Here is a 19,422-nt window from a genome sequence, read left to right on the forward strand (position 1 = left end):
CTCGGGGGGTTGCGGGAGCATCTCCCCACTAGTACGTTGATTCTGGAACCGCGATTCTAGTGAGAGGGCGAGGACCCGTGAGCTTCGCGTTGGCGGCTATGAGCCATGCTCCGACCCTGGGCAGGGTCGATCCCGGCGGGACGATCTACGAAGAGATCCTCGAGGCGATCGAAGGCGTCAAGGAGTTCGTGGCCGAGTTCGATCCGGAAATCGTGGTCTCGTTCGGCCCCGACCATTTCAATGGCGTGCTGTACGAAATGATGCCGTCGTTCTGCATCGGCGCACAGGCCGAGGGCATCGGCGACTGGGGAACGCGGGAAGGGCCTCTTCCCGTCGACTCGGAAACCGCGCGCCGTCTTCACGCCGGCGTACTGGCCCAGGGCATCGACGTGCCACGCTCGGAGCGGCTGAAAGTCGACCACGGAATGCTCCAGTCGATGGAGTTCATCTTCGGCGAGGAATTCGCCAAACCCTTTGTGCCGATCTTCGTGAACTGCGTGGGCCTTCCGCTCGGCCCCATGGGGCGGATCCGCCTCTTCGGCGAGGCGGTGGGCAGGACGGCGGAACAGCTCGGCGAGCGGGTGCTCTTCCTCGCCTCCGGGGGCCTGTCCCACGACCCGCCGATCGCGGTGTTCGACACCGCTCCCGAGCCGGTGCGTCAGCGGCTGACGAGCGCAGTCGTCACCTCCGAGCAGCGCGCCGAGCGCGAGGCCATGATCATGCGGGCCGCGCACGCGCACGCCCGCGGCGAGGGCGACTGCAAGCCGGTCAACGAGGCCTTCGACCGCGAGATCCTGCGCGTCCTGGGGTCGAACGACCTGGCCCAGGCCGACGAGTGGCGCAACGACTGGATCACGCGCGAGGGCGGATCAGGGGCGCAGGAGGTGCGCACGTGGCTGGCCGCGTTCTCGGCGCTGTCGGCCTTGGGCGAGTACAAGACGGTGGACGAGGGCTACTGGTCCTCCGTCCCCTGGGGCGCCGGCTTCGGCGTGGTCACGGCGAGGTCGCTCGCATGACGGTCCGCGGCGTTCACCACCGGACCCTGTGGTCGCAGATCGCCGATCTGCCCCACGTCCTGGAGTTCCCGGAGATCGGGGGGATCCGCACCCGCGTGCTTCGCATGGGGCGGGGCGACCAGACCATCCTCATGCTCGCCGGCACGAGCGGGCACATCGAGGCGTACACGCACAACCTGCGCGCGCTCGGCGAGCACTACCAGATCATCGCGTACGACTACCCGGGCCACGGCTACTCGACCCTGGTGAAGGGCACGCTCGAGATCGCCGACTACATCGAGCATCTGCTCGCGCTCATGGACCACTACGGCCTGGACAGGCCCCACCTGTGCGGGGAGTCCCTCGGCGGCTGGATCGCCCTCAAGGTGGCGCGGCGGCACCCCGAGCGCTTCGCCTCGCTGATCCTGAGCGCGCCCGGCGGGCGCATGATCCCGGCCGACCGGATGGCCCGCGCCCAGAGCATGTCGCGCCGGTCGGTCGAGGACCCCTCCTGGGAGAACGTCAAGGCACGCCTCAACGTCGTCATCCACGACGCCGAGGCGATCAGCGACGAACTCGTCGCGGTGCGCCAGGCCATCTACGCCCAGCCCGGGTTCGTCGACTCGATGAACGCGATCCTCGCCCTGCAGGATCCCGAGATCAGGCGGCGCAACAGCGTCACGGACGCCGACTACGAGAACCAGCCGCTGCCGGCGTTGCTGGTCTGGACCGACCACGAGCCGTCGGGCGACCCCGGCGTAGGGCGCGATCTGGCCGAGAAGATGCCGCACGGCCGGTTCGTGCTCGTCGAGGGCGCCGCCCACTGGCCGCAGTGGGAGGAACCCGAGCAGTTCAACGCGGCGGTCCTTCGGTTCCTGCGGGAGCAGGCGTCATGAGCGGGGTCCTCGACACGGTGACCGACCTCCTCTGGGAGGCGAACGTCAACCGGACCCGCATGCCGTTCGTCCGCGAGTTCATCGCCGACGACGACGTCGACTCGGCGTACGAGATCCAGCGCCGGATCGTCCAGCGCAAGATCGCTTCGGGCCGGACCCGCGCCGGGCGCAAGGTCGGCCTCACCAACCCCCTGGTCCAGGCCAAGGCGGGCGTGAACGAGCCCGACTACGGAACGATCATGGACGACATGGTCTTCCACGACGGAGCCGTGTTCGACCCGAAGGACTACGTCAAGCCGAAGATCGAGGCCGAGGTCGCCTTCGCCCTCAAGAAGGACCTGCACGCCTGGGACATCCCCACGATCGAGGACGCGATCGACTTCATCGCGCCGGCGTTCGAGCTGGTCGACTGCCACTACGAGAACTACGGCATGAAGATCGTCGACACGATCGCCGACAACGCCGCCTGCGCCGGGATCATCCTGGGCGACAGGCAGCCCTACGGGAGGGTGGACCTCCGGGACGTCCGCCTGTCCCTCACCCGGGACGGGGTGGAGATCACCTCCGGCGTCGGCCGCAACGTCATGGGCAACCCGATCAACGCCATCGCCTGGCTGGCCCGCACCGCGTGCGAGCAGGACGTCCCGTTGCAGGCCGGCGAGCTTCTCCTGCCCGGCTCGATCGGTCTGATCATGGACTTCGATTTCGGGCCGCTCTACCGGGCCGACATCACCGGCGTGGGGTCGGTGACCGCACGCTTCGCCAAGGAGTGAACCGATGACCAGCGTGAGCACCGAGGACCGCCTGGCCGTGATGGCGCTGCTCGCCGAGCACGCCTACCGCAACGACCACGGCCTGACCGACACCCTCTGGGAGCTGTACAGCGAGAAGTGCCGCTCCGAGGGGCCGATGGGCACCATGGTCGGACGCGACGCCATCAGGCAGTGGGGCGTCCGGCGTCTGAGCAACCCCAGCAGGGTCCGCCACGTGCTGAGCAACGTCCGCGTGTTCCGGAGCGAGGGGCGTCTGTGCTCCACCTCCTACTATGTGGCGTTCCGCGACACCCACGACAATCCGGCGACCCCCGCGAGCGTGGGCGAGTATCACGACACCTTCGAGAAGGTGGGCGACGAGTGGCTGCTCGCCGAGCGGCGTGTCGTGCCGGTGTTCACCAACGCCGACGCGCCGAGGCCCGTGGTCGCGAGCACGGAGGTCGCCGGCACGGAGGTCGCCGGCACGGAGGACGAGGGCAGGTGAGCGCGCCCGCGTTCCTGCACCTGAGCGTCGGATCGCAGCTGATCGCCGAGCACGCGGTGGCCAACGGGTTCACCGGCGTCGTCGTGGACATGCAGCACGGTGAGCACGACCTCGGCTCGGCGACCCGCATCATCCGCTCGGTGCCCGGCTCCCTGAGCCGCACGCTGGTGCGGGTGCCCGGCATCGACGCGGGCGTCATCGGCGCCGTCCTCGACGCGGGCGCGGGAGGGATCATCGCCCCCTGCGTCGAGAGCGCCGAGCAGGCCCGCGCCGTGGTGGCCGCGACGAAGTTCGCGCCGGTCGGAGCCCGGAGCCTCGGTCCGCAGCGCCCCGGGCTCTACCAGGGGCCGGACATGTGCGCCTCGGCCAACGCGAGCGTGCGCGCGTACGTCCAGATCGAGTCGGCCCTCGGGGTCGAGCGGCGACGCGAGATCCTCACCGTCGCCGGCCTCGACGGTGTCTACATCGGCCCCGCCGACCTGGCCCTGACGATGGGCCACCCGCCACGTCTGGACTGGGAGGACGGCCCGGTCAAGGACGCCATCGACCTGGTCGTCGCCGCCGCCCGCGAGGCCGGCGTCGAGGTCGGCGTCTTCTCTCTGTCGGGCGAGTACGCCCGCCGCATGACCGGCTCCGGGCAGGCCGACTTCGTCGGGCTCGGCAGCGACGTGGGCCTCGTGGCCCGGGCAACACAGCTTCTGATCGGGAGTTATCGAGCATGAGTGCCGCTGATTACCAGGTCGTCATCGTCGGGGCCGGCCCGACGGGCCTGATGCTGTCCAACCTGCTCGGGCGTTACGGCGTGCGAACGTTGATCATCGAGCGGCTCCACGAGCTCATCGACTACCCGCGCGCGATCGGCATCGACGACGAGGCCCTGCGCTCGATGCAGGCCGTCGACCTCGTCGACAAGGTCCTCCCGCACACGGTGCCGCACCACATGGTGCGGGCGGTCAACGCCCAGGGCAAGGTCATCGCCGAGATGGCGCCGCAGACCGACGAGTTCGGCTGGTCCCGCCGCAACGGCTTCATCCAGCCCCTCGTCGACCGGGCGCTGCTCACCGGTCTCGACCGCTTCCCGCACGTCGACGTGCGGCTCGGACACGAGCTCCTCAAGATCGAGCAGACCGCCGAACAGGTCGTCTGCACGATCCAGGACGTCGACTCCGGCGAGGTCACCCGGGTCACGGCCGAGTACATGGTCGGCGCGGAGGGTGGCCGCTCGTTCACCAGGGATTGGCTGGGCGCCAACTTCGAGGGCGTCACGCTGCCCGACCGCTGCCTCGTCGTCGACGTCGCCGACGACCCGCTCGGCACCCCGAACGCGATCTTCGGAGCCGATCCCGTACGGAGCTGGGCGACCTTCGGCCTGCCGCACGGCATCCGCCGCTGGGAGTTCATGCTCGGCGACGACGAGGACAACGAGCTGGCCGAGTCGGACGCCTTCGTGCGCGGCCTGCTCACCGACCACGTGCGCGGTCCCGAACGGCTCAACATCATCCGCCGGCGGGTCTACACCCACAACGCGCGGATCGCCTCGGCCTTCCGTCGTGGCCGTGTCTTCATCGCGGGCGACGCGGCGCACGTCATGCCGGTGAACGCCGGCCAGGGCTGGAACTCCTGCATCCGGGACGCCGTGAACCTCGGCTGGAAGCTCGCCGCGGTGCTGAACGGCACCTCGTCGCCCGCGCTGCTCGACACCTACGAGATCGAGCGCCGTGACCACGTGCGCGGCATGGTCGAGCTCTCGGTCGGCATGGGCAAGGCCTTCGCCTCCCGCGGCCGGCTGCGCGAGGTGGCCCGCACCGTCGTCGGGACCGCGGTCGAGTATCTTCCGCCGGTCAAGCGCTACGTCGCCTCGATGCGCTTCAAGCCGATGCCGACCTACACCCGCGGCGCCGTGGTGCGGACCGAGGTCCACAAGTCGAGGTCGATCCTCCCGGCGCACGGCGTGAACCGCTCGGCGGGCAGGCTGTTCATCCAGCCGAAGGTGTCCGCGCCCGACGGAGCGGTGAAACTGCTCGACGACGTCATCGGCCTGCGGTGGGCCGTCCTGACCTGGAACAACGACCCGCGCCGGATCCTGTCCGAGAAGTCCGTCGAGGCGCTCGAACGTCTCGGTGCGGCCTTCGTCCAGGTGGTGCCCGAGGTGCAGCGCGAGTGGACGGCCGCCAACGCCTCCCCTGGCATCACGGTCATCGGCGACGCCCTGGGCCGGGTCAAGAAGTGGTTCGACGACAAGCCCTACTCGGTTCTCTTCCTCCGCCCCGACCGCGTGATCGCGGCCGAGTGCCTGGCCGTCGAGGCCGACCGGACCACAGAGAAGCTGCTCGACGCCATCTCTTACCTGGCCTGACGCGCACCCCGCGGATCGTCGCTCACATCACCGTCGCCCCATCGAAGGAACACCTGTGTACCACGCCAGCTTCGCCGCCCCTGACGGATCGCCCACCTGGGGAGTGATCGTGGAAGGGGCCGCCTACGACCTCGGCCCCTCCGGGCTCGGCCTCGCGACCGACCTGCGCGACGCGGTGGGGTCGGGCGTCTTCGGCCAGGTCGGGGACCGCTACCTGAACGCGCCGGCCCGGCCGGAGGCCGAGATCGAGTTCCTGCCGGCGATCACCAACCCGTCGAAGATCATCTGTATCGGTGTCAACTACCGCAGCCACCAGCAGGAGACCGGCCGCACCGAGCAGAAGGCCCCGACGGTCTTCACCCGCTTCGCGGACACCCAGATCGGCCACCTGCGGCCCGCGCACATGCCCGCGTCGACGACCCAGTTCGACTACGAGGGCGAGCTGGCGCTGGTGATCGGCAAGGAGGCCTTCCACGTCGGCGTATCCGACGCCTGGGACCACGTCGCCGGATACGCCGCCTACAACGACTTCACCGTCCGTGACTGGCAACGCGCCACGAGCCAGTGGATCCCGGGCAAGAACTTCCCCGGGACGGGCGCGTTCGGGCCCTATCTCGTGTCCGCAGCGGACCTCGGGAACGTCGGCGAGCTCGTGCTCGAGACGAGGGTCAACGGCGACGTACGGCAGAAGGCCTCCGTCGGGGACCTGTACTTCGGCATCCCCGAGCTGATCGCGCACGTCACGGGGTTCACCCGGCTGGCTCCCGGCGACGTGATCGTCACCGGCACACCGGGCGGGGTGGGCATGTTCATGGACCCGCAGGGTCTGCTCTCCGAGGGCGACGTCGTCGAGGTGGAGATCACCGGTCTCGGAATCCTGCGCAACACCGTCCGGCGCGAGCGCTGAGGCGAGTCCACCCGGTATCCAGCGTCGGGAGATAGACAGTCGATGCACTCTGTCATGGACATGGATGTCCTGATCATCGGGGCCGGGCCCACCGGGCTGACCGCCGCCGGCCTCCTCGCCGACCACGGCGTACGCGTCCTGGTCGTGGAGAGGAATCCGGGCACCGGCGACGAGCCGCGGGCGATCAGCGTGGCGGACGAGACACTGCGGGTGATGCAGCAGATCGGCATCGTGGACCGTCTCGTGCCGGAGATGCTGACGGACACCGGGGCACGTTATTTCGGCCGGCACGGGCAGCTGCTGGCCGAGGTCCACCCGGCGAGCTCCCGCCTCGGGCAGCCGGGGAAGTCCCAGTTCGACCAGCCGGTGCTGGAGGAACTGCTGCTCGACGCCGTCCGCGGCCGCGACCGCGTCGAACTCCGCTTCGAGACGGAGGCCTTCTCCGTCCGGGACACCGGCGACCACGTGGAGACGACGGTCCTGGGCCCGCAGGGCAGGACGGTCGTGCACGCCAGGTGGGTCGTCGCCTGCGACGGTGGGCGCAGTCCCGTCAGGTGCCAGCTGGGCATTCCGATGGAGGGCTCCACGCAGGTCGAGGAGTGGATCGTCGTCGACCTGCTGGGCACCGGCGAGCACGAGAGGTTCGCCGAGTTCCACTGCAACGGCACCAGGCCCGCCGTGGTCGTCCCGGGCGTCAAGGGACGCTGCCGGTTCGAGTTCATGCTCCTGCCCGGTGAGACCGCCGAGCAGGTGACCACCCCGGACATGGTGGCGACGCTGGTCGAGCCTTACCTGCACCGCCGCGTCGCCCCCGAGGACATCCGGCGGGCGAGGGTCTACGTGGCGCATCAGCGCGTCGCGCTGCGTTACCGCCAGGGCCGGGTCCTGCTCGCCGGCGACGCCGCGCACATGATGCCTCCGTTCGCGGGACAGGGGATGAACGCCGGCATCCGCGACGCCGCCAACCTCGCCTGGAAGATCGCCGCCGCCGTCCACGGCACCGGGACGGACGCGCTGGTGGCGACGTATGAGACCGAGCGGCGCCCCCACGCCGAGCAGATGGTCAAGCTGTCGCGGCGGATCGGGCAGATCGTCATGAGCACCGATTCCAGGGTCACCCTGGCGCGCGACCTGCTGCTGCGCGGCACCGGCCTGGTGCCGTCGCTGAAGAGCTGGATCACGGCGATGAAGTTCCTCAAGCAGCCGCACCACACCCGTGGCTGCGTCGCCCCGGTCCCCGGCGGCCTGCCCAAGACGGTCGCCGGCCTTGTCGGCCGTTCCCTCTCCCAGCCGGCGGTGCGCCTCCCCGGGGGCGATACCGCACCGCTGGACACGTTGCTCGGCTCGGGGTGGAACGCACTGCGGTTCGCTGCGGGCGCCGGCATCGAGGTCATCCCGCTCGACGCGACACCCGGCGCCGCGGACGGCCGGGTCGTCGTCGCGGACCTGTCCGGCTCCTTCGCCGGGCTGCGCGCCGAGCCGGTGACCCTCCTCGTCCGCCCCGATCGATACGTGGCGGCCGCGGCGCCTGCCGGCCGGGAGGCCGAGGCGTTCGCGGCCCTCGTGGAATTCGTCCCGTGGCTCGCCGACGCCTGGCGGCGGCACCAGGAGCGCCTCCAGCCCCCGATCCCGAGCTGACCTCCCCGCTCCCTTCCGGAAAGAGTGTCGGCTCGGCCCCCTGACTTCCTCCCACCCACCGAAGGACGCACCATGGACCAGGTTGCCGCCGACCGAGTCACCGCACCGGCGCCCGACCACGCCGAGTGGAGCGACGAGAGACTCGAAAGCGCCGTCGCGACCGCCGACCTTCCCGCCCTCCTCACCACCCTTGCTCAGATCCTGGACGACGACGCGTTCATCGACCCCGCCCTGCGCCCCGACTCGGTGGTCCCGCCGGCGGGCGCCCTGCACCAGGGCGGCCTCGACGAGGAGCGGCAGCGGCGGGCGCGCGAGCTCTGCCTCGACGGGCTGCGGCGCTTCCGCGACTCGGGGTTCGCGACGGGGCCCGAGCCGGCGCCGGCCCGCCTGACCCGGCTGCTGGACTTCATCGCCCACGAAGCGGACGAGTCCTACCTTCCCCTGCTCGCGCACGAACTCGACATCCCGCACGACAGCGGCGCCCCCGGCTGGGAGCTGAAGGATCTCGACCCCGAGCGCGATTTCCGCGTCGCCGTCATCGGCGCGGGGCTGTCCGGGCTCGTCGCCGCCCACCGGCTCAGACAGGCCGGGGTGGAGGTCGTGGTCTTCGACAAGAACCCGGACATCGGCGGGACCTGGTACGAGAACACCTATCCGGGATGCCGGCTCGACACGCACAACTACGCCTACAGCTACTCGTTCGCGCAGAAGCCGGACTGGCCGTGCTACTTCTCGAGCCGCGAGTCCATCCAGGCCTACCTCGCGAAGTTCGCCGAGGACGCCGGCCTGGCCCCGCACCTACGGCTCTCGACGCATGTCGTCGAGCTCGGCTTCCAGGAGCCGGACGCGAACTGGCGGGTGCGATACCGCACCGGCGACGGGGCCGAGGCCGTCGAGGTCTTCGACGCCGTCGTCAGTGCCGTGGGGCAGCTCAACCAGCCGCTGATCCCGAGGTTCGAGGGCCAGGAGCTGTTCCGGGGCGAGACCTGGCACACCGCCCGCTGGCGTCACGACGTCGACCTGGCGGGTCTGCGCGTGGGTGTCGTCGGCACCGGCGCGTCGGGCTTCCAGGTCGTCCCGGCGATCGCCGAGCAGGTGGAGCACCTGACCGTCTTCCAGCGCAACCCCCCGTGGACGCTGCCGACCCCGCGGTACACGGACGAGATCGAGGAGGAGCTCATCTGGCTCTTCCGCCAGGTGCCGTACTACGCGCGGTGGTACCGGTTCTTCCAGTTCTGGACCTCGGTCGAGGGCCGTCGCCGCTTCGCCGAGGTCGATCCCGACTGGACCAAGGAGGGCTCGGTCTCCGAGCAGAACGAGGTCCTGCGCGTGGCCCTGACCGATCACCTCACCGCGCAGTTCGCCGACCGCCCGGACCTGCTCGACCGCGTGATCCCGGCGTACCCGCCGGGCGCGAAGCGGTTGCTGCGGGACAACGGGAGCTGGGCGCGGACCCTCAAGCGGGACGACGTCGCCCTCGTGACGGACCGGATCCGCGAGTTCACGGCGAACGGGATCCGCACCGAGGACGGGACCCTGCACGAGCTCGACGCCGTCGTCTACAGCACCGGCTTCAGGGCCTCGGAGTTCCTGTCGGCGATGCGGGTCACCGGCACCGGGAAGCGGGACCTCCAGGATTTCTGGGACGGCGACGCGCGGGCGTATCTCGGCATCACCGTTCCGCACTTCCCCAACCTGTTCCTCGTCTACGGCCCCAACACCAACCACGTACTCAACGGCAGCACCGTGCTGTTCACAGAGCTCGCCGTGGAATACATCGTCGAGGTTGTCGAGAGCCTGGTGCGCGACGGCGACGCGGCGCTCGACTGCCGCGAGGACGCCTACCTGAGCTACAACGACGCCGTCGACGCCGAGAACGAGCGGATGGTCTGGGGCGCGGCCGAGGTGAGCAGCTGGTACAAGAACAGCAGGGGGCGCGTGTCGCAGTGCTGGCCGTTCCCGCTGCTCGACTACTGGAACGCGACCCGCGAGGTCGACCCGGAGGCGTATCGCCGGATCTCACGTCCCGGACCGTACACATCGGCATGAACCCGATCAAGAACTCGCACCGTGACGGCCCGCCTCGCCGGTGCGACGAGTCATGCCGGATGGCACACGGCTCTCTTGGGTATCAACCCCCTCAGATGCGCACATAAGGCGCATCCTCATACATTCGGGGGAATCATGGCTGACGACGGTCAGAAGAAGAAGCCCGCGAAGTCCACCGGCAAGGCGAAGAGGACGGCCATCAAGGAAGCCCGCTCGGCGAAGCAGGCGAAGAAGGCCAACCGCCCCGCCGAGGGCGCGAGCGAGTGACGGCCGCACGGCCGGTGCCACCATGATCCGGGCCGGGCCCACCGTGGCCCGGCCCTCCTCCTTCACCCGCACCTTCACCCCCGCCCCCGTGTGCGACGCCGCCCTCCGTCCTGGATACTCGGAAGGCCGTAGAGCCGATCTCGCTCGTTCTGGAGGGCCGCCCGTGAGGCTTGGAGTCGTCTTCGACCGCGACCTGCCGCCGGAGTCGCTTCCGTCGTTCGCCAGGGAACTCGACGGCACGGCGGTCTCCGACCTGTGGGTGGTGGAGGACCTCGGCTGGACGGGCGCGATCTCCTCGGCCGCCACGGCACTGGCCGCGACCGCCCGCCTGCGCGTCGGCATCGGCATCACCCCCGCGCCCCTGCGCAATCCGATGCTGCTGGCGATGGAGCTGGCCAACCTGGCCCGCCTCCACCCCGGGAGGCTGGCCGCGGGGATCGGCCACGGCGTGCAGGCGTGGATGCGTCAGGTGGGCGCCGCCGCCGCGTCGCCGCTGTCGCTGCTGGAGGAGACGATCACGTCCGTACGGGCACTGCTGCGCGGCGAGACCGTCACCCTGCACGGACGCGAGGTGAGCCTGGACGGCGTCCGCCTCGTCCACCCGCCGGCCGAGCCGCCGCCCGTCCTCGCCGGAGTGGTGAACCCCCGCTCGCTGGCCCTGTCGGGACGGGTGGCCCAGGGGACCATCCTTCCCGAGGGTCTCGCCCCGGAGCGGTTGCGGTCGATGATCGAGGGGATCGGCGCGACCGGCGATCACGAGGTGGTGGCGTTCGTCCACCTCTACGTCGGCGACGACGCGCGCGCGGCCATGCGGCGGGCGGCGGAGGAGCAGGCAGGATTCCTGCAGGTGGCGCCGGAGGAGGTCGTCATGGCGGCGGGTTCGCCGGAGGAGGCGTCCGCGCAGGTCAGGGCGCTGTGGGAGGCGGGCGTGTCCACGGTCGCCGTCCGCCCGGTGGGCGCCGACCCGCTCTCCCACGTCCACGAGCTTCTGTCCGCCCTCTGACCCGCCGCACGGCGCCGGGACATGACATTTGTCCTGGGGAGAACAGGATCGGGCCCACTACGCCGGGACACGCAGGATCGGGCAGAGTTGAGGCGTGGACACCCCGACCCTCCGATCTCCTCAGCACCGCGTGAGCCGTACCGCCGTCTGGTACTGGGCGGCGCGGGCCGCCCTCGGCTGGCTGGTCCTCCTCGCCGCCCAGGTGGCCTGGCTCGTGGCCGACAGCGACGGGAACGCCCTGCCCGTCACCGCGCACGTGGCCGGTCTCGTCGTCACCGCCGTCGTCGCGGTGGCGCACGTCACGGTCATGCCGCAGTGGCGTTATCGGGTGCACCGCTGGGAGGCCACGTCCGCGGCCGTCTTCACCCAGTCGGGCTGGTTCAAGCAGGAGTGGCGCATCGCGCCCGTCTCCCGCATCCAGACCGTGGACAGCGAGCGCGGCCCGCTGGAGCAGATCTTCCGCCTGGCCAACGTCACCGTCACCACCGCCTCCGCCGCCGGCCCGATCAAGGTCAGCGGCCTCGACCGGGACACGGCCCAGCGCCTGGTCGCCGAGCTCACCGCGACCGCGCAGGCGACGGCGGGTGACGCCACGTGATCGACGTCATCGAGACGACCTTGAACTGGCGGCGGCTGAGCCCGCGCATGCTGGTGATCCACCCGTTCCAGGAGGTCGTACGGGCCGCCCCGGCGCTGCTCGGCCTGCTGGTCGCGGGGTCGAGCAGCGGCGGGCAGGGGCACCTGTGGAGCGTCGCGGGCGTCGCCCTCATGGTCGTGCTCGGCATGCTCCGCTGGTTCACCACGACCTACCGCATCACTCCCGAGCACGTGCAGGTCCGCCGCGGCCTGCTGACCCGCAAGGTGGTGACCGTGCCCCGCGACCGGGTCCGCACGGTGGACGTCACCTCCCACGTGCTGCACCGCGTGCTCGGCCTGGCCCGGGTGGAGGTGGGGACGGGCACGTCGGAGCGCAGGCACGAGGGCCGGCTCAAGCTCGACGCGCTGACCGCCGCCGAGGCCGCCCGCCTGCGCGTGGAGCTGCTGCACCGCTCCCCCGTCGCTTCTGACGCCGCTGCCACCGTGTCCCCCACCATGTCCCCCGTGGCGCCCCCCGCCGGGAGCACGCCGGCCGCGGAGACCGAACTCGCGCGTATGCGTCCCGAGTGGGTGAGGTTCGGGCCGTTCACGATGTCCGGGCTCGTCACCGTGGGCGTCGTCGCCGGCTTCGTGTCCCGCCTGGTCTCGGAGGGCAACGTCGACCTCGGCAGGGTCGGGCCCGTTCAGGAGACCTGGCGGTGGTTCAGCGCGATGTCGCTCCCGCTGGAGATCGCGACGGTGGTGCTCGTGCTGGTGGTGTTCGTGAGCGTCGCCTCCACGCTCGGCTACGTCCTGGCCTTCGGCAACTTCCGGCTGACCCGGCACGCCGAGGGCACGCTTCACGTGACCCGGGGGCTGCTGACCACCCGGGCCATCACCATCGAGGAACGGCGGCTGCGCGGGGTCGAGGTGAGTGAGCCGCTGCTGCTGCGTGCCGTACGCGGGGCCCGGCTGTCCGCGGTGACGACCGGGCTGCGGGCGGCGCAGGGCTCCCAGCGCGGCGGGTCGTTGCTGCTGCCGCCCGCGCCGCGCGCGGCCGCCGTGTCGGTGGCCCGGCTCGTGCTCCCCTCTGCCGCCGGTGCCCCCTCCGCCTCCTCCGCCTCCTCCGCCTCGGAAGCCTCGCCGGTCACCGCGGACCTGACCCCTCACGGCCCGGCCGCGCTGCGCCGCAGGTTCACCCGGGCGTACGGCGTGCACGCGCTGGTGCTGGCCGCGCTGCTCGCGCTGTGGTGGTGGGCCGGGCTGCCCTCGTGGACCTGGCTCACCGCCGCCGCCCTGCTGCCGTTGACCGCCCTGCTGGCCGCCGACCGCTACCGCTCGCTCGGCCACGCTCTGACGTCCGGCTATCTGGTCACCCGCTGGGGCTCGCTCGCACGTCGCCGAGTGGCGCTGGAGTGTGACGGCGTCATCGGCTGGAACATCGAGCGATCGTTCTTCCAGCGCCGGGCCCGCCTGGCGACGCTGACGGCGACCACGGCGGCGGGCAAGCAGGGCTACCAGGTGCGCGACGTGGACCTCACCGAGGCGCTGCGCCTGGCCGCCGCGGGCACCCCGGGCCTGCTCGACCCGTTCCTCGTCGAGGCGCAGCATGTCAGCTAATAGCATGTGATGCCCGATAAGACCGGTTTGACCTCAGGAGTTGGATTGTCCCGCTACGGCCAGATGTTCGGCCCCGACATCACGTTCCTCGGCGTCGAGCGGTGCGACCTCGACGACCCGGCCGGCTACGCGGACGCCGACGTCGTCATCCTGGGCGCGCCGTTCGACGGCGGCACCTCCCACCGCCCGGGCGCGCGCTTCGGCCCGAACGCCATCCGCCAGACCTGCTACCTCCCCCACGACGGCTCCCGCCCGAGCCTGGCGCTGCGCGTGGACGCCCTCAGGGACCTGCGGGTGCTGGACGCCGGAGACGTGGAGACCTACGCCGGGGACATCGAGGGCAGCCTGCGCGCGATCGAGGACGCGGTCGCCAGGATCGCGGCCTCCGGGGCGATCCCCGTCGTCCTCGGCGGCGACCACACGATCGCCCTGCCCGACGCGACCGGCGTGGCCCGCCACCACGGCTTCGGCCGGGTCTCGATGCTCCACTTCGACGCGCACGCCGACACCGGCGACATCGAGTTCGGCCACCTGCACGGCCACGGGCAGCCGATGCGGCGGCTCATCGAGTCGGGGGCCATCCGGGGCGACCGCTTCCTGCAGATCGGCCTGCGCGGCTACTGGCCGGGGCCGGAGATCCTCGACTGGATGGCCGGGCAGCGCATGCGGTCCTACGAGATGACCGAGATCGTCACCAGGGGCCTCGACGAGTGCCTCACCGAGGCGTACGCGATCGCGCTCGACGACTGCGACGGGGTCTACCTGTCGGTCGACGTGGACGTCTGCGACCCGGGCCACGCGCCGGGCACCGGCACGCCCGAGCCGGGCGGCCTGTCGGCCCGCCAGCTCCTCGACGCCGTACGCAGGACCTGTTACGAGCTGCCCGTCGTGGGGTTGGAGATCGTCGAGGTGGCCCCGCCGTACGACCACGCGGACATCACGGCGTACCTGGGCAACCGGGTCGTCCTGGAGGCGCTGTCGGCGATCGCCCGTCGCCGCAGGGACGCCGCCGACGGCACTCGCTGGGACCCCGCGCAGCCCCTCCTCGACGGACGCTGATCCACACCGCCCGACCGTGCGGTCCCGGCCTAGGCGCAGGTCTTCGGCTCGGCGTCACACAGCTTGACCTCCGGGTAGCGCGTCGACGGCTTGTCCAGCAGGGGCTGGGACCTGTGGCGCAGATGCAGGTCGAAGAAGGCCGCGACATGGCTGCGGGTGATCTCCACGGCGCGCGCCCCGGGCAGGCCGGGATTGCGGTAGATGCCGAGTTGCTCCACCAGCAGCGCGGTGTCGGTGAAGGAGACATGCTCTGCCCCTGATACCACGAGCCAGCGCTTCCATCCCGTCAGACGGGCCCAGTCGCGGTCCCACGTGGTGTCCTTGCCTCCCGGGCTGTGCATGGCCTGCGTGCCCAGGAAGAGGAACGGCCGGGACAGTCCGCTGGCCGGGATCGGGGCGAATGTGGTGCCGTCCATGTCGATCCCGGCACGTATGCGGGCGTCCTGCAGCATGGCGGCGATGGTGCTCGCGCCTCCTGCCGAGTGCCCGGCCATCGCGATGCGGGAGCGGGCGATCAGTGCGGCGCCCTTCCATTTGGGGTGCGCCCCGATCAGTTCGTCGAGCACGAAGGAGACGTCGGCCGCCCGGCTCCGACCCACCGTGTTCCAGAACTCCTGGTCCTTGGGTGCCTCACAGGCGACGCAGGTGGTGACCCGGCCGTCGGGGAAGGTCGTGGCCAGGCTCTCGTAGGTGTGGTCGATGCCGGCCACCACGTAGCCCCTGCTCGCCAGTTCCTCGGCCAAAGCGGTGAGCGAGCTGCGGGGCTCGGTGAAGCCCGGGGAGAGCACCACCAGGGGCAGGCTGTGCTCGCGTCCGGCCGGTTCGGCGTCGCTGAGGGCGTTGGTCCGCGTTCTGCTCAACGCGTCGTACGGCACGCCGGTGATCTCTCCGCCTTTCAGGATGAGCTCCGACTCCTTGGCCGTCATGTACGGGGCTCGCTTCCCCTTGCGGGATTTCGCCGGGTACCACAGGGAGACCATGAGTTCCCTCGCCTTCACACCGGGGACCCACGGATCGACGCGGGAGCCGTCCTTGAGGTGGAGGGACGTGGTGCCGACCGGCCGGGGACCGGTCGGTTCGGGGAGCCGGGGCATGCCGATCCGCGCGGATGCCGGACCGGCGGCGGATGCGGTGGAGCCGGGTGACGCGTTGCGCGGCGGGGCGTCGGACACGACCGAACCGGACGCGGAGGCGCAGGAGGTGGCGGCTACGAAGGCGAGCAGGGCCGCGACGGTGGTGGCGCCTCGGCTGATCCGGCGGGGCGGCGTCGACGGACCACCGCCGACGCCTGCGCCGGGTCCCGAGGCGGGGCTGGGCATGCTTTCCCTCTCCATCGCATGATCCATGAACTGTCCTTCCGGGTGGGGGCCGCCTCGACGGGGCCGGTGCGGGCGGCCGGTGGCGGCAACGACGCTAGGGACCGGGCAGGCCCGTCCGCGTCGGCTGCCATGCCGATATCGATCCCTTCCCGGGGAGGAGCCCTCCGCGGGGCCGTCCTTCCGATGTACTTCTGGCGGAGGTCGAATCCGGTCATCGGGGCTGATGCGGGACGTGCCGTGCGGTCGGGACAATGCATCGGTGACAGCGAGCGAACGACGTGGATGGCGGCGGTTCGGGCTGGATGCGCTCCGCCCAGTGGGGAAACCCGCCCGGGCCTCGCGCCGGTCGCTCCTCGCCGACCTGCTGCTCGCGATCGCCTTGACCGTTGCCGCAGTGGCCGCGACGGCGGGCGCGACAGACGGTGCCCATCGCGTCGAAGGGCGGCCGCCCTCCCTGCTGGAACCCTTGCGGCTGCGGCCCTCTCCACCGCCGCGAAGCAGCGACGCCGCGCCCGACCTCCTGGAGCGGCCCCTGGTCACCGCCGACGACCAGCAGGATTCGGGCCCGCTTCCGCTCCTGGTGGTTCTGACGGCCCTGCCGCTGGCGGTGCGACGGTTGTACCCGCTGATCACCTTCTGGGTGGTGCTGGCCGCGGCGTTGGGCACCCGTGACGACGCGACGTGGATCACCGTGCTGACGTTCGCCATCGCCGCCTACGGGGCGGTGGCCCACAGCACGCACCGGGCGCCGGCCGTCGGGGCACTCGTCCTCGCCACCGTGCTGGCGGGCGCCGCCTTCCGGGACTCCGTCCCGGCGTTGCCAAGCTGGCTGGGGCCGTTCGTGGTACTGATGAGCGCCGGAGTCGCCGCCGCTTTCGTCCGATCCTGGCGGCGGCAGCTCGACGCCGGCCGCCGCCGGGTCGCCGAACTGCAGCGCGCCCAGGAGGAGGCCATGCGCGAGGCCGTCCAGGTAGAGCGCTCCCGGATCGCCGGCGAACTGCACGATGTCGTCACCCACAATGTGAACGTGATGGTCATCCAGGCCGGTGCGGCACGCGCGGTGATGGACACGGCTCCGGCTCAGTCGAAGCAGGCCCTGCTGGCGGTCGAAGCCGGCGGCCGAGCCGCCATGGCGGAACTACGCAACGTCATGGGACTGCTGGCCGGGCCGGAGAGCGAGCGGGCGGGCAGCAGTGCCGACGGGCTCGAACCGCAACCGGGACTCGACCAGCTCGATTCGTTGATCGAACGGGTTCGCGCAGCCGGAGTGCGGGTCGGCGTCGAGATCTCTCCGCCGCCCGGTCCGCTGCCGCCCGGGGTGGAGCTGGCCGTCTATCGCGTCGTCCAGGAGGCCCTGACCAACACGATCAAGCACGCGGCCGGTGCGGCGGCGTCCGTTGCCATCGGCCACCGTGGCGGCTGGCTGGAAATCGAGATCACCGACACCGGCGGCAGGCTGACGGCCCGTGCGGGAGACGGCCAGGGCCGGGGCCTGATCGGGCTGCGGGAGCGGCTCGCCCTCTACGGCGGCACCCTGCAGGCCGGACCGCGGAGCGACGGCGGCTACCGAATCAAGGCGCGGGTTCCGTGGGCCACTACGTGAACGGGCCGACGCGCGTGGTCATCGCCGACGATCAAGCACTGGTACGCAGCGGGTTCGGGATGATCCTCGCCGCCGACGGCATCGAGGTGACGGCCGAGGCGGCCGACGGAGCGGAAGCCGTCGCCGCCGTCCGGCGTACCCGACCGGACGTCGTGCTGATGGACATCCGGATGCCGCGGATGGACGGCCTCGAAGCCACCCGGCAGATCATGGCTGCCGACCCGGGCGAGACGCGCGTTCTCATTCTGACCACCTACGACGTCGACCACTATGTCTACGCCGCACTCACCGCAGGGGCCAGCGGCTTCCTGCTCAAGGACGTCACACCGGAGCACCTGGTGGCCGCGGTGCGTCTGGTGCGCGCAGGGGACGCCCTGCTCGCACCGACGATCACCCGCCGTCTGGTCGAGCGGTTCGCCCGCCGTGACGAGGCCAGAGCAGCCGTCCACCGGGATCTGTCGGAGCTGACGCCCCGGGAGCTGGAGGTGTTGCGCCTGCTCGCCACCGGGCTGAGCAACGCCGAGCTCGCCGACCGGCTGAGCCTCAGCCCGACGACGGTGAAGACTCATGTCGCGCGCATCCTGTCCAAGCTCGGCCTCAGGGACCGGGTTCAGGCGGTCGTGCTCGCCTACGAGACCGGGTTGATCACCCCGGGCTCGCTCGCCGACCGGCCGCCGGGGAGTACGCCTGCCTGAGCCGTCCCGCATCGACCCCGAGGGGGAAAGAGAAAGCCGCACCCGACATTTCCGCACATCGGGCGACAGGCGATCTGGTAGGCATGGTCGGGTGACGCGATCGAGAACCGCCGCCGTCCTGGCCGTCGCCGCCGCGCTCCCGGCGCTCCTGACCGGCTGCGCGGCGGACGGCCGCGGCGCGGGCCCGGCAGGGACGACGGCGGCGCAGGCGACAGCCCCCTCCTCCGATCCGACCGGCTCCGCCGGCCGCGGCGCGACGGCAGGGGCGAGCGGGCCGGCGACCAGGGACGCGTCGGCCGCCCGCCCGGTCCGGTCCCCCGCGAAGCCCGTGCGGGTGCCGGCCGGGGTGACGGCGGGGTACGCCGTGGTCGACGTGACCACGGGCAGGACGGTCGCCCAGAGGCAGGCGCACCACCGGTTCCGGTCGGCGTCGGTGGTGAAGATCCTCATCGCCACCGACTACCTGGAACGGCACAGGGGGACGATCCCCGCCGGGGACATGGCGCTGCTGACGCCCATGCTCCGCGGCAGCGACGACGACGCGGCGACGGCCCTGTGGCGGCGCGGCGGCCAGGGCGAGATCGTGCGACGCATGGCGCGCAGGATCGGCCTGACCGAAACCTCAGCGCCGCCCGCCGCCAAACCCGGCTTCTGGGGCTACACCGCCATCAGCGCGGCCGACATCGCGCTCGTCTACCGGTATCTGCTGCGGCGGGCCGAGCCCCGCGTCCGCGACTTCGTCCTCGGCAATCTGCGCAAGGCGTCCCAGTGCGCTCGCGACGGTTTCGACCAGTTCTTCGGCATCCCCCGCGCCGTTCCCCGACCCTGGGCGATCAAGCAGGGCTGGTCCGGGTATGGCGCGGTTCCTCCTATCAAATGCACCCGCGCACGGGCGACGTCGGACCGTATCGGGGCAGTCACAATGGGCGGCAACCCGGTTGATTTCGGCCGTCCGGTGCTCCACACTACTGGCGTGATCGGCGACCGGCTGATCATGGTGGTGCTCACCCTGCAGCCCTCGGGGGCGTCCTTCACGCAGTCGGCCGAGCGGGTGACGAAGCTGGCGAGAGACCTCTATCTCAGCGTCGCCTAGCGGTCCGGTTCGTACGGGAGGGACCGTTCTGTTTAGAGGCGGGGCCGCCGGGCAGCGATCACGCGTGCTCTCCCTCCTCTCTGAAAGCT

General features: G+C 71.2%; 18 protein-coding genes. 17 read left to right on the forward strand and 1 reads right to left on the reverse strand.

From position 1 onward, the window contains the following. Positions 1-77 precede the first annotated feature (77 nt). The 14 genes from QSK36_RS24135 to speB all read left to right on the forward strand — a co-directional run bounded on the left by QSK36_RS24135 (position 78) and on the right by speB (position 14,623). On the forward strand, positions 78-1,016 hold the full coding sequence (locus QSK36_RS24135) for a 3-carboxyethylcatechol 2,3-dioxygenase (RefSeq protein ID WP_183535249.1): 939 nt from the start codon (positions 78-80) through the stop codon (positions 1,014-1,016). Further along, on the forward strand, positions 1,013-1,891 hold the full coding sequence (locus tag QSK36_RS24140; protein WP_285783953.1) for an alpha/beta fold hydrolase: 879 nt from the start codon (positions 1,013-1,015) through the stop codon (positions 1,889-1,891). Before QSK36_RS24135 ends, QSK36_RS24140 begins: the two co-directional genes overlap by 4 nt. Next, entirely contained in the window at positions 1,888-2,664 is a 777-nt protein-coding gene (locus QSK36_RS24145; protein ID WP_183535246.1) for a 2-keto-4-pentenoate hydratase, read from the forward strand. Before QSK36_RS24140 ends, QSK36_RS24145 begins: the two co-directional genes overlap by 4 nt. A 4-nt stretch (positions 2,665-2,668) precedes the next feature. Next, positions 2,669-3,148 (forward strand): nuclear transport factor 2 family protein, encoded by a 480-nt coding sequence (locus tag QSK36_RS24150; RefSeq protein ID WP_285783954.1) that lies wholly within the window; start codon positions 2,669-2,671, stop codon positions 3,146-3,148. After that, positions 3,145-3,870, forward strand: a complete 726-nt coding sequence (locus QSK36_RS24155; protein WP_285783955.1) for an HpcH/HpaI aldolase family protein — start codon at positions 3,145-3,147, stop codon at positions 3,868-3,870. Before QSK36_RS24150 ends, QSK36_RS24155 begins: the two co-directional genes overlap by 4 nt. Next, positions 3,867-5,504 carry a bifunctional 3-(3-hydroxy-phenyl)propionate/3-hydroxycinnamic acid hydroxylase gene (locus tag QSK36_RS24160; RefSeq protein ID WP_285783956.1) on the forward strand — a complete coding sequence of 546 codons (1,638 nt, stop codon included), beginning with the start codon at positions 3,867-3,869 and terminating at the stop codon, positions 5,502-5,504. The genes QSK36_RS24155 and QSK36_RS24160 overlap by 4 nt, the downstream gene beginning before the upstream one ends. A gap of 55 nt (positions 5,505-5,559) precedes the next feature. Continuing rightward, a complete protein-coding gene (locus tag QSK36_RS24165; RefSeq protein ID WP_285783957.1) occupies positions 5,560-6,411 on the forward strand; it encodes a fumarylacetoacetate hydrolase family protein in 852 nt (283 codons plus the stop codon). Between the two features lie 42 nt (positions 6,412-6,453). Then, on the forward strand, positions 6,454-8,049 hold the full coding sequence (locus tag QSK36_RS24170; protein ID WP_285783958.1) for an FAD-dependent monooxygenase: 1,596 nt from the start codon (positions 6,454-6,456) through the stop codon (positions 8,047-8,049). 72 nt (positions 8,050-8,121) lie between these two features. Next, a complete protein-coding gene (locus tag QSK36_RS24175) occupies positions 8,122-10,098 on the forward strand; it encodes a flavin-containing monooxygenase (protein WP_285783959.1) in 1,977 nt (658 codons plus the stop codon). 135 nt (positions 10,099-10,233) lie between these two features. After that, positions 10,234-10,365 carry a hypothetical protein gene (locus tag QSK36_RS24180; RefSeq protein ID WP_259405367.1) on the forward strand — a complete coding sequence of 44 codons (132 nt, stop codon included), beginning with the start codon at positions 10,234-10,236 and terminating at the stop codon, positions 10,363-10,365. 163 nt (positions 10,366-10,528) lie between these two features. Next, on the forward strand, positions 10,529-11,368 hold the full coding sequence (locus tag QSK36_RS24185) for an LLM class flavin-dependent oxidoreductase (protein ID WP_285783960.1): 840 nt from the start codon (positions 10,529-10,531) through the stop codon (positions 11,366-11,368). 94 nt (positions 11,369-11,462) lie between these two features. Next, the gene (locus QSK36_RS24190) at positions 11,463-11,966 is read left to right on the forward strand and encodes a PH domain-containing protein (RefSeq protein WP_183535235.1); all 504 of its coding nucleotides are present in this window, start codon (positions 11,463-11,465) and stop codon (positions 11,964-11,966) included. Continuing rightward, on the forward strand, positions 11,963-13,564 hold the full coding sequence (locus QSK36_RS24195; RefSeq protein WP_285783961.1) for a PH domain-containing protein: 1,602 nt from the start codon (positions 11,963-11,965) through the stop codon (positions 13,562-13,564). Before QSK36_RS24190 ends, QSK36_RS24195 begins: the two co-directional genes overlap by 4 nt. A 45-nt stretch (positions 13,565-13,609) precedes the next feature. Next, entirely contained in the window at positions 13,610-14,623 is a 1,014-nt protein-coding gene (speB, locus tag QSK36_RS24200) for an agmatinase (protein ID WP_285783962.1), read from the forward strand. Between the two features lie 29 nt (positions 14,624-14,652). Here the strand turns inward: speB and QSK36_RS24205 are convergent, their stop codons facing one another. Then, a complete protein-coding gene (locus QSK36_RS24205; RefSeq protein ID WP_285783963.1) occupies positions 14,653-15,969 on the reverse strand; it encodes an alpha/beta hydrolase family protein in 1,317 nt (438 codons plus the stop codon). A gap of 289 nt (positions 15,970-16,258) precedes the next feature. Here QSK36_RS24205 and QSK36_RS24210 point away from each other — a divergent pair, with 289 nt between their 5' ends. The 3 genes from QSK36_RS24210 to QSK36_RS24220 all read left to right on the forward strand — a co-directional run bounded on the left by QSK36_RS24210 (position 16,259) and on the right by QSK36_RS24220 (position 19,333). Further along, positions 16,259-17,545 (forward strand): sensor histidine kinase, encoded by a 1,287-nt coding sequence (locus tag QSK36_RS24210; RefSeq protein ID WP_285783964.1) that lies wholly within the window; start codon positions 16,259-16,261, stop codon positions 17,543-17,545. Next, positions 17,530-18,240: a response regulator gene (locus QSK36_RS24215; RefSeq protein ID WP_285783965.1), complete on the forward strand. Its 711-nt coding sequence runs from the start codon at positions 17,530-17,532 to the stop codon at positions 18,238-18,240. Before QSK36_RS24210 ends, QSK36_RS24215 begins: the two co-directional genes overlap by 16 nt. A gap of 91 nt (positions 18,241-18,331) precedes the next feature. Next, positions 18,332-19,333 carry a serine hydrolase gene (locus tag QSK36_RS24220; RefSeq protein WP_285783966.1) on the forward strand — a complete coding sequence of 334 codons (1,002 nt, stop codon included), beginning with the start codon at positions 18,332-18,334 and terminating at the stop codon, positions 19,331-19,333. Positions 19,334-19,422: the final 89 nt, after the last annotated feature.

It is taken from the genome of Microbispora sp. NBRC 16548 (assembly GCF_030268985.1).
Classification (GTDB): Bacteria; Actinomycetota; Actinomycetes; order Streptosporangiales; family Streptosporangiaceae; genus Microbispora; species Microbispora catharanthi.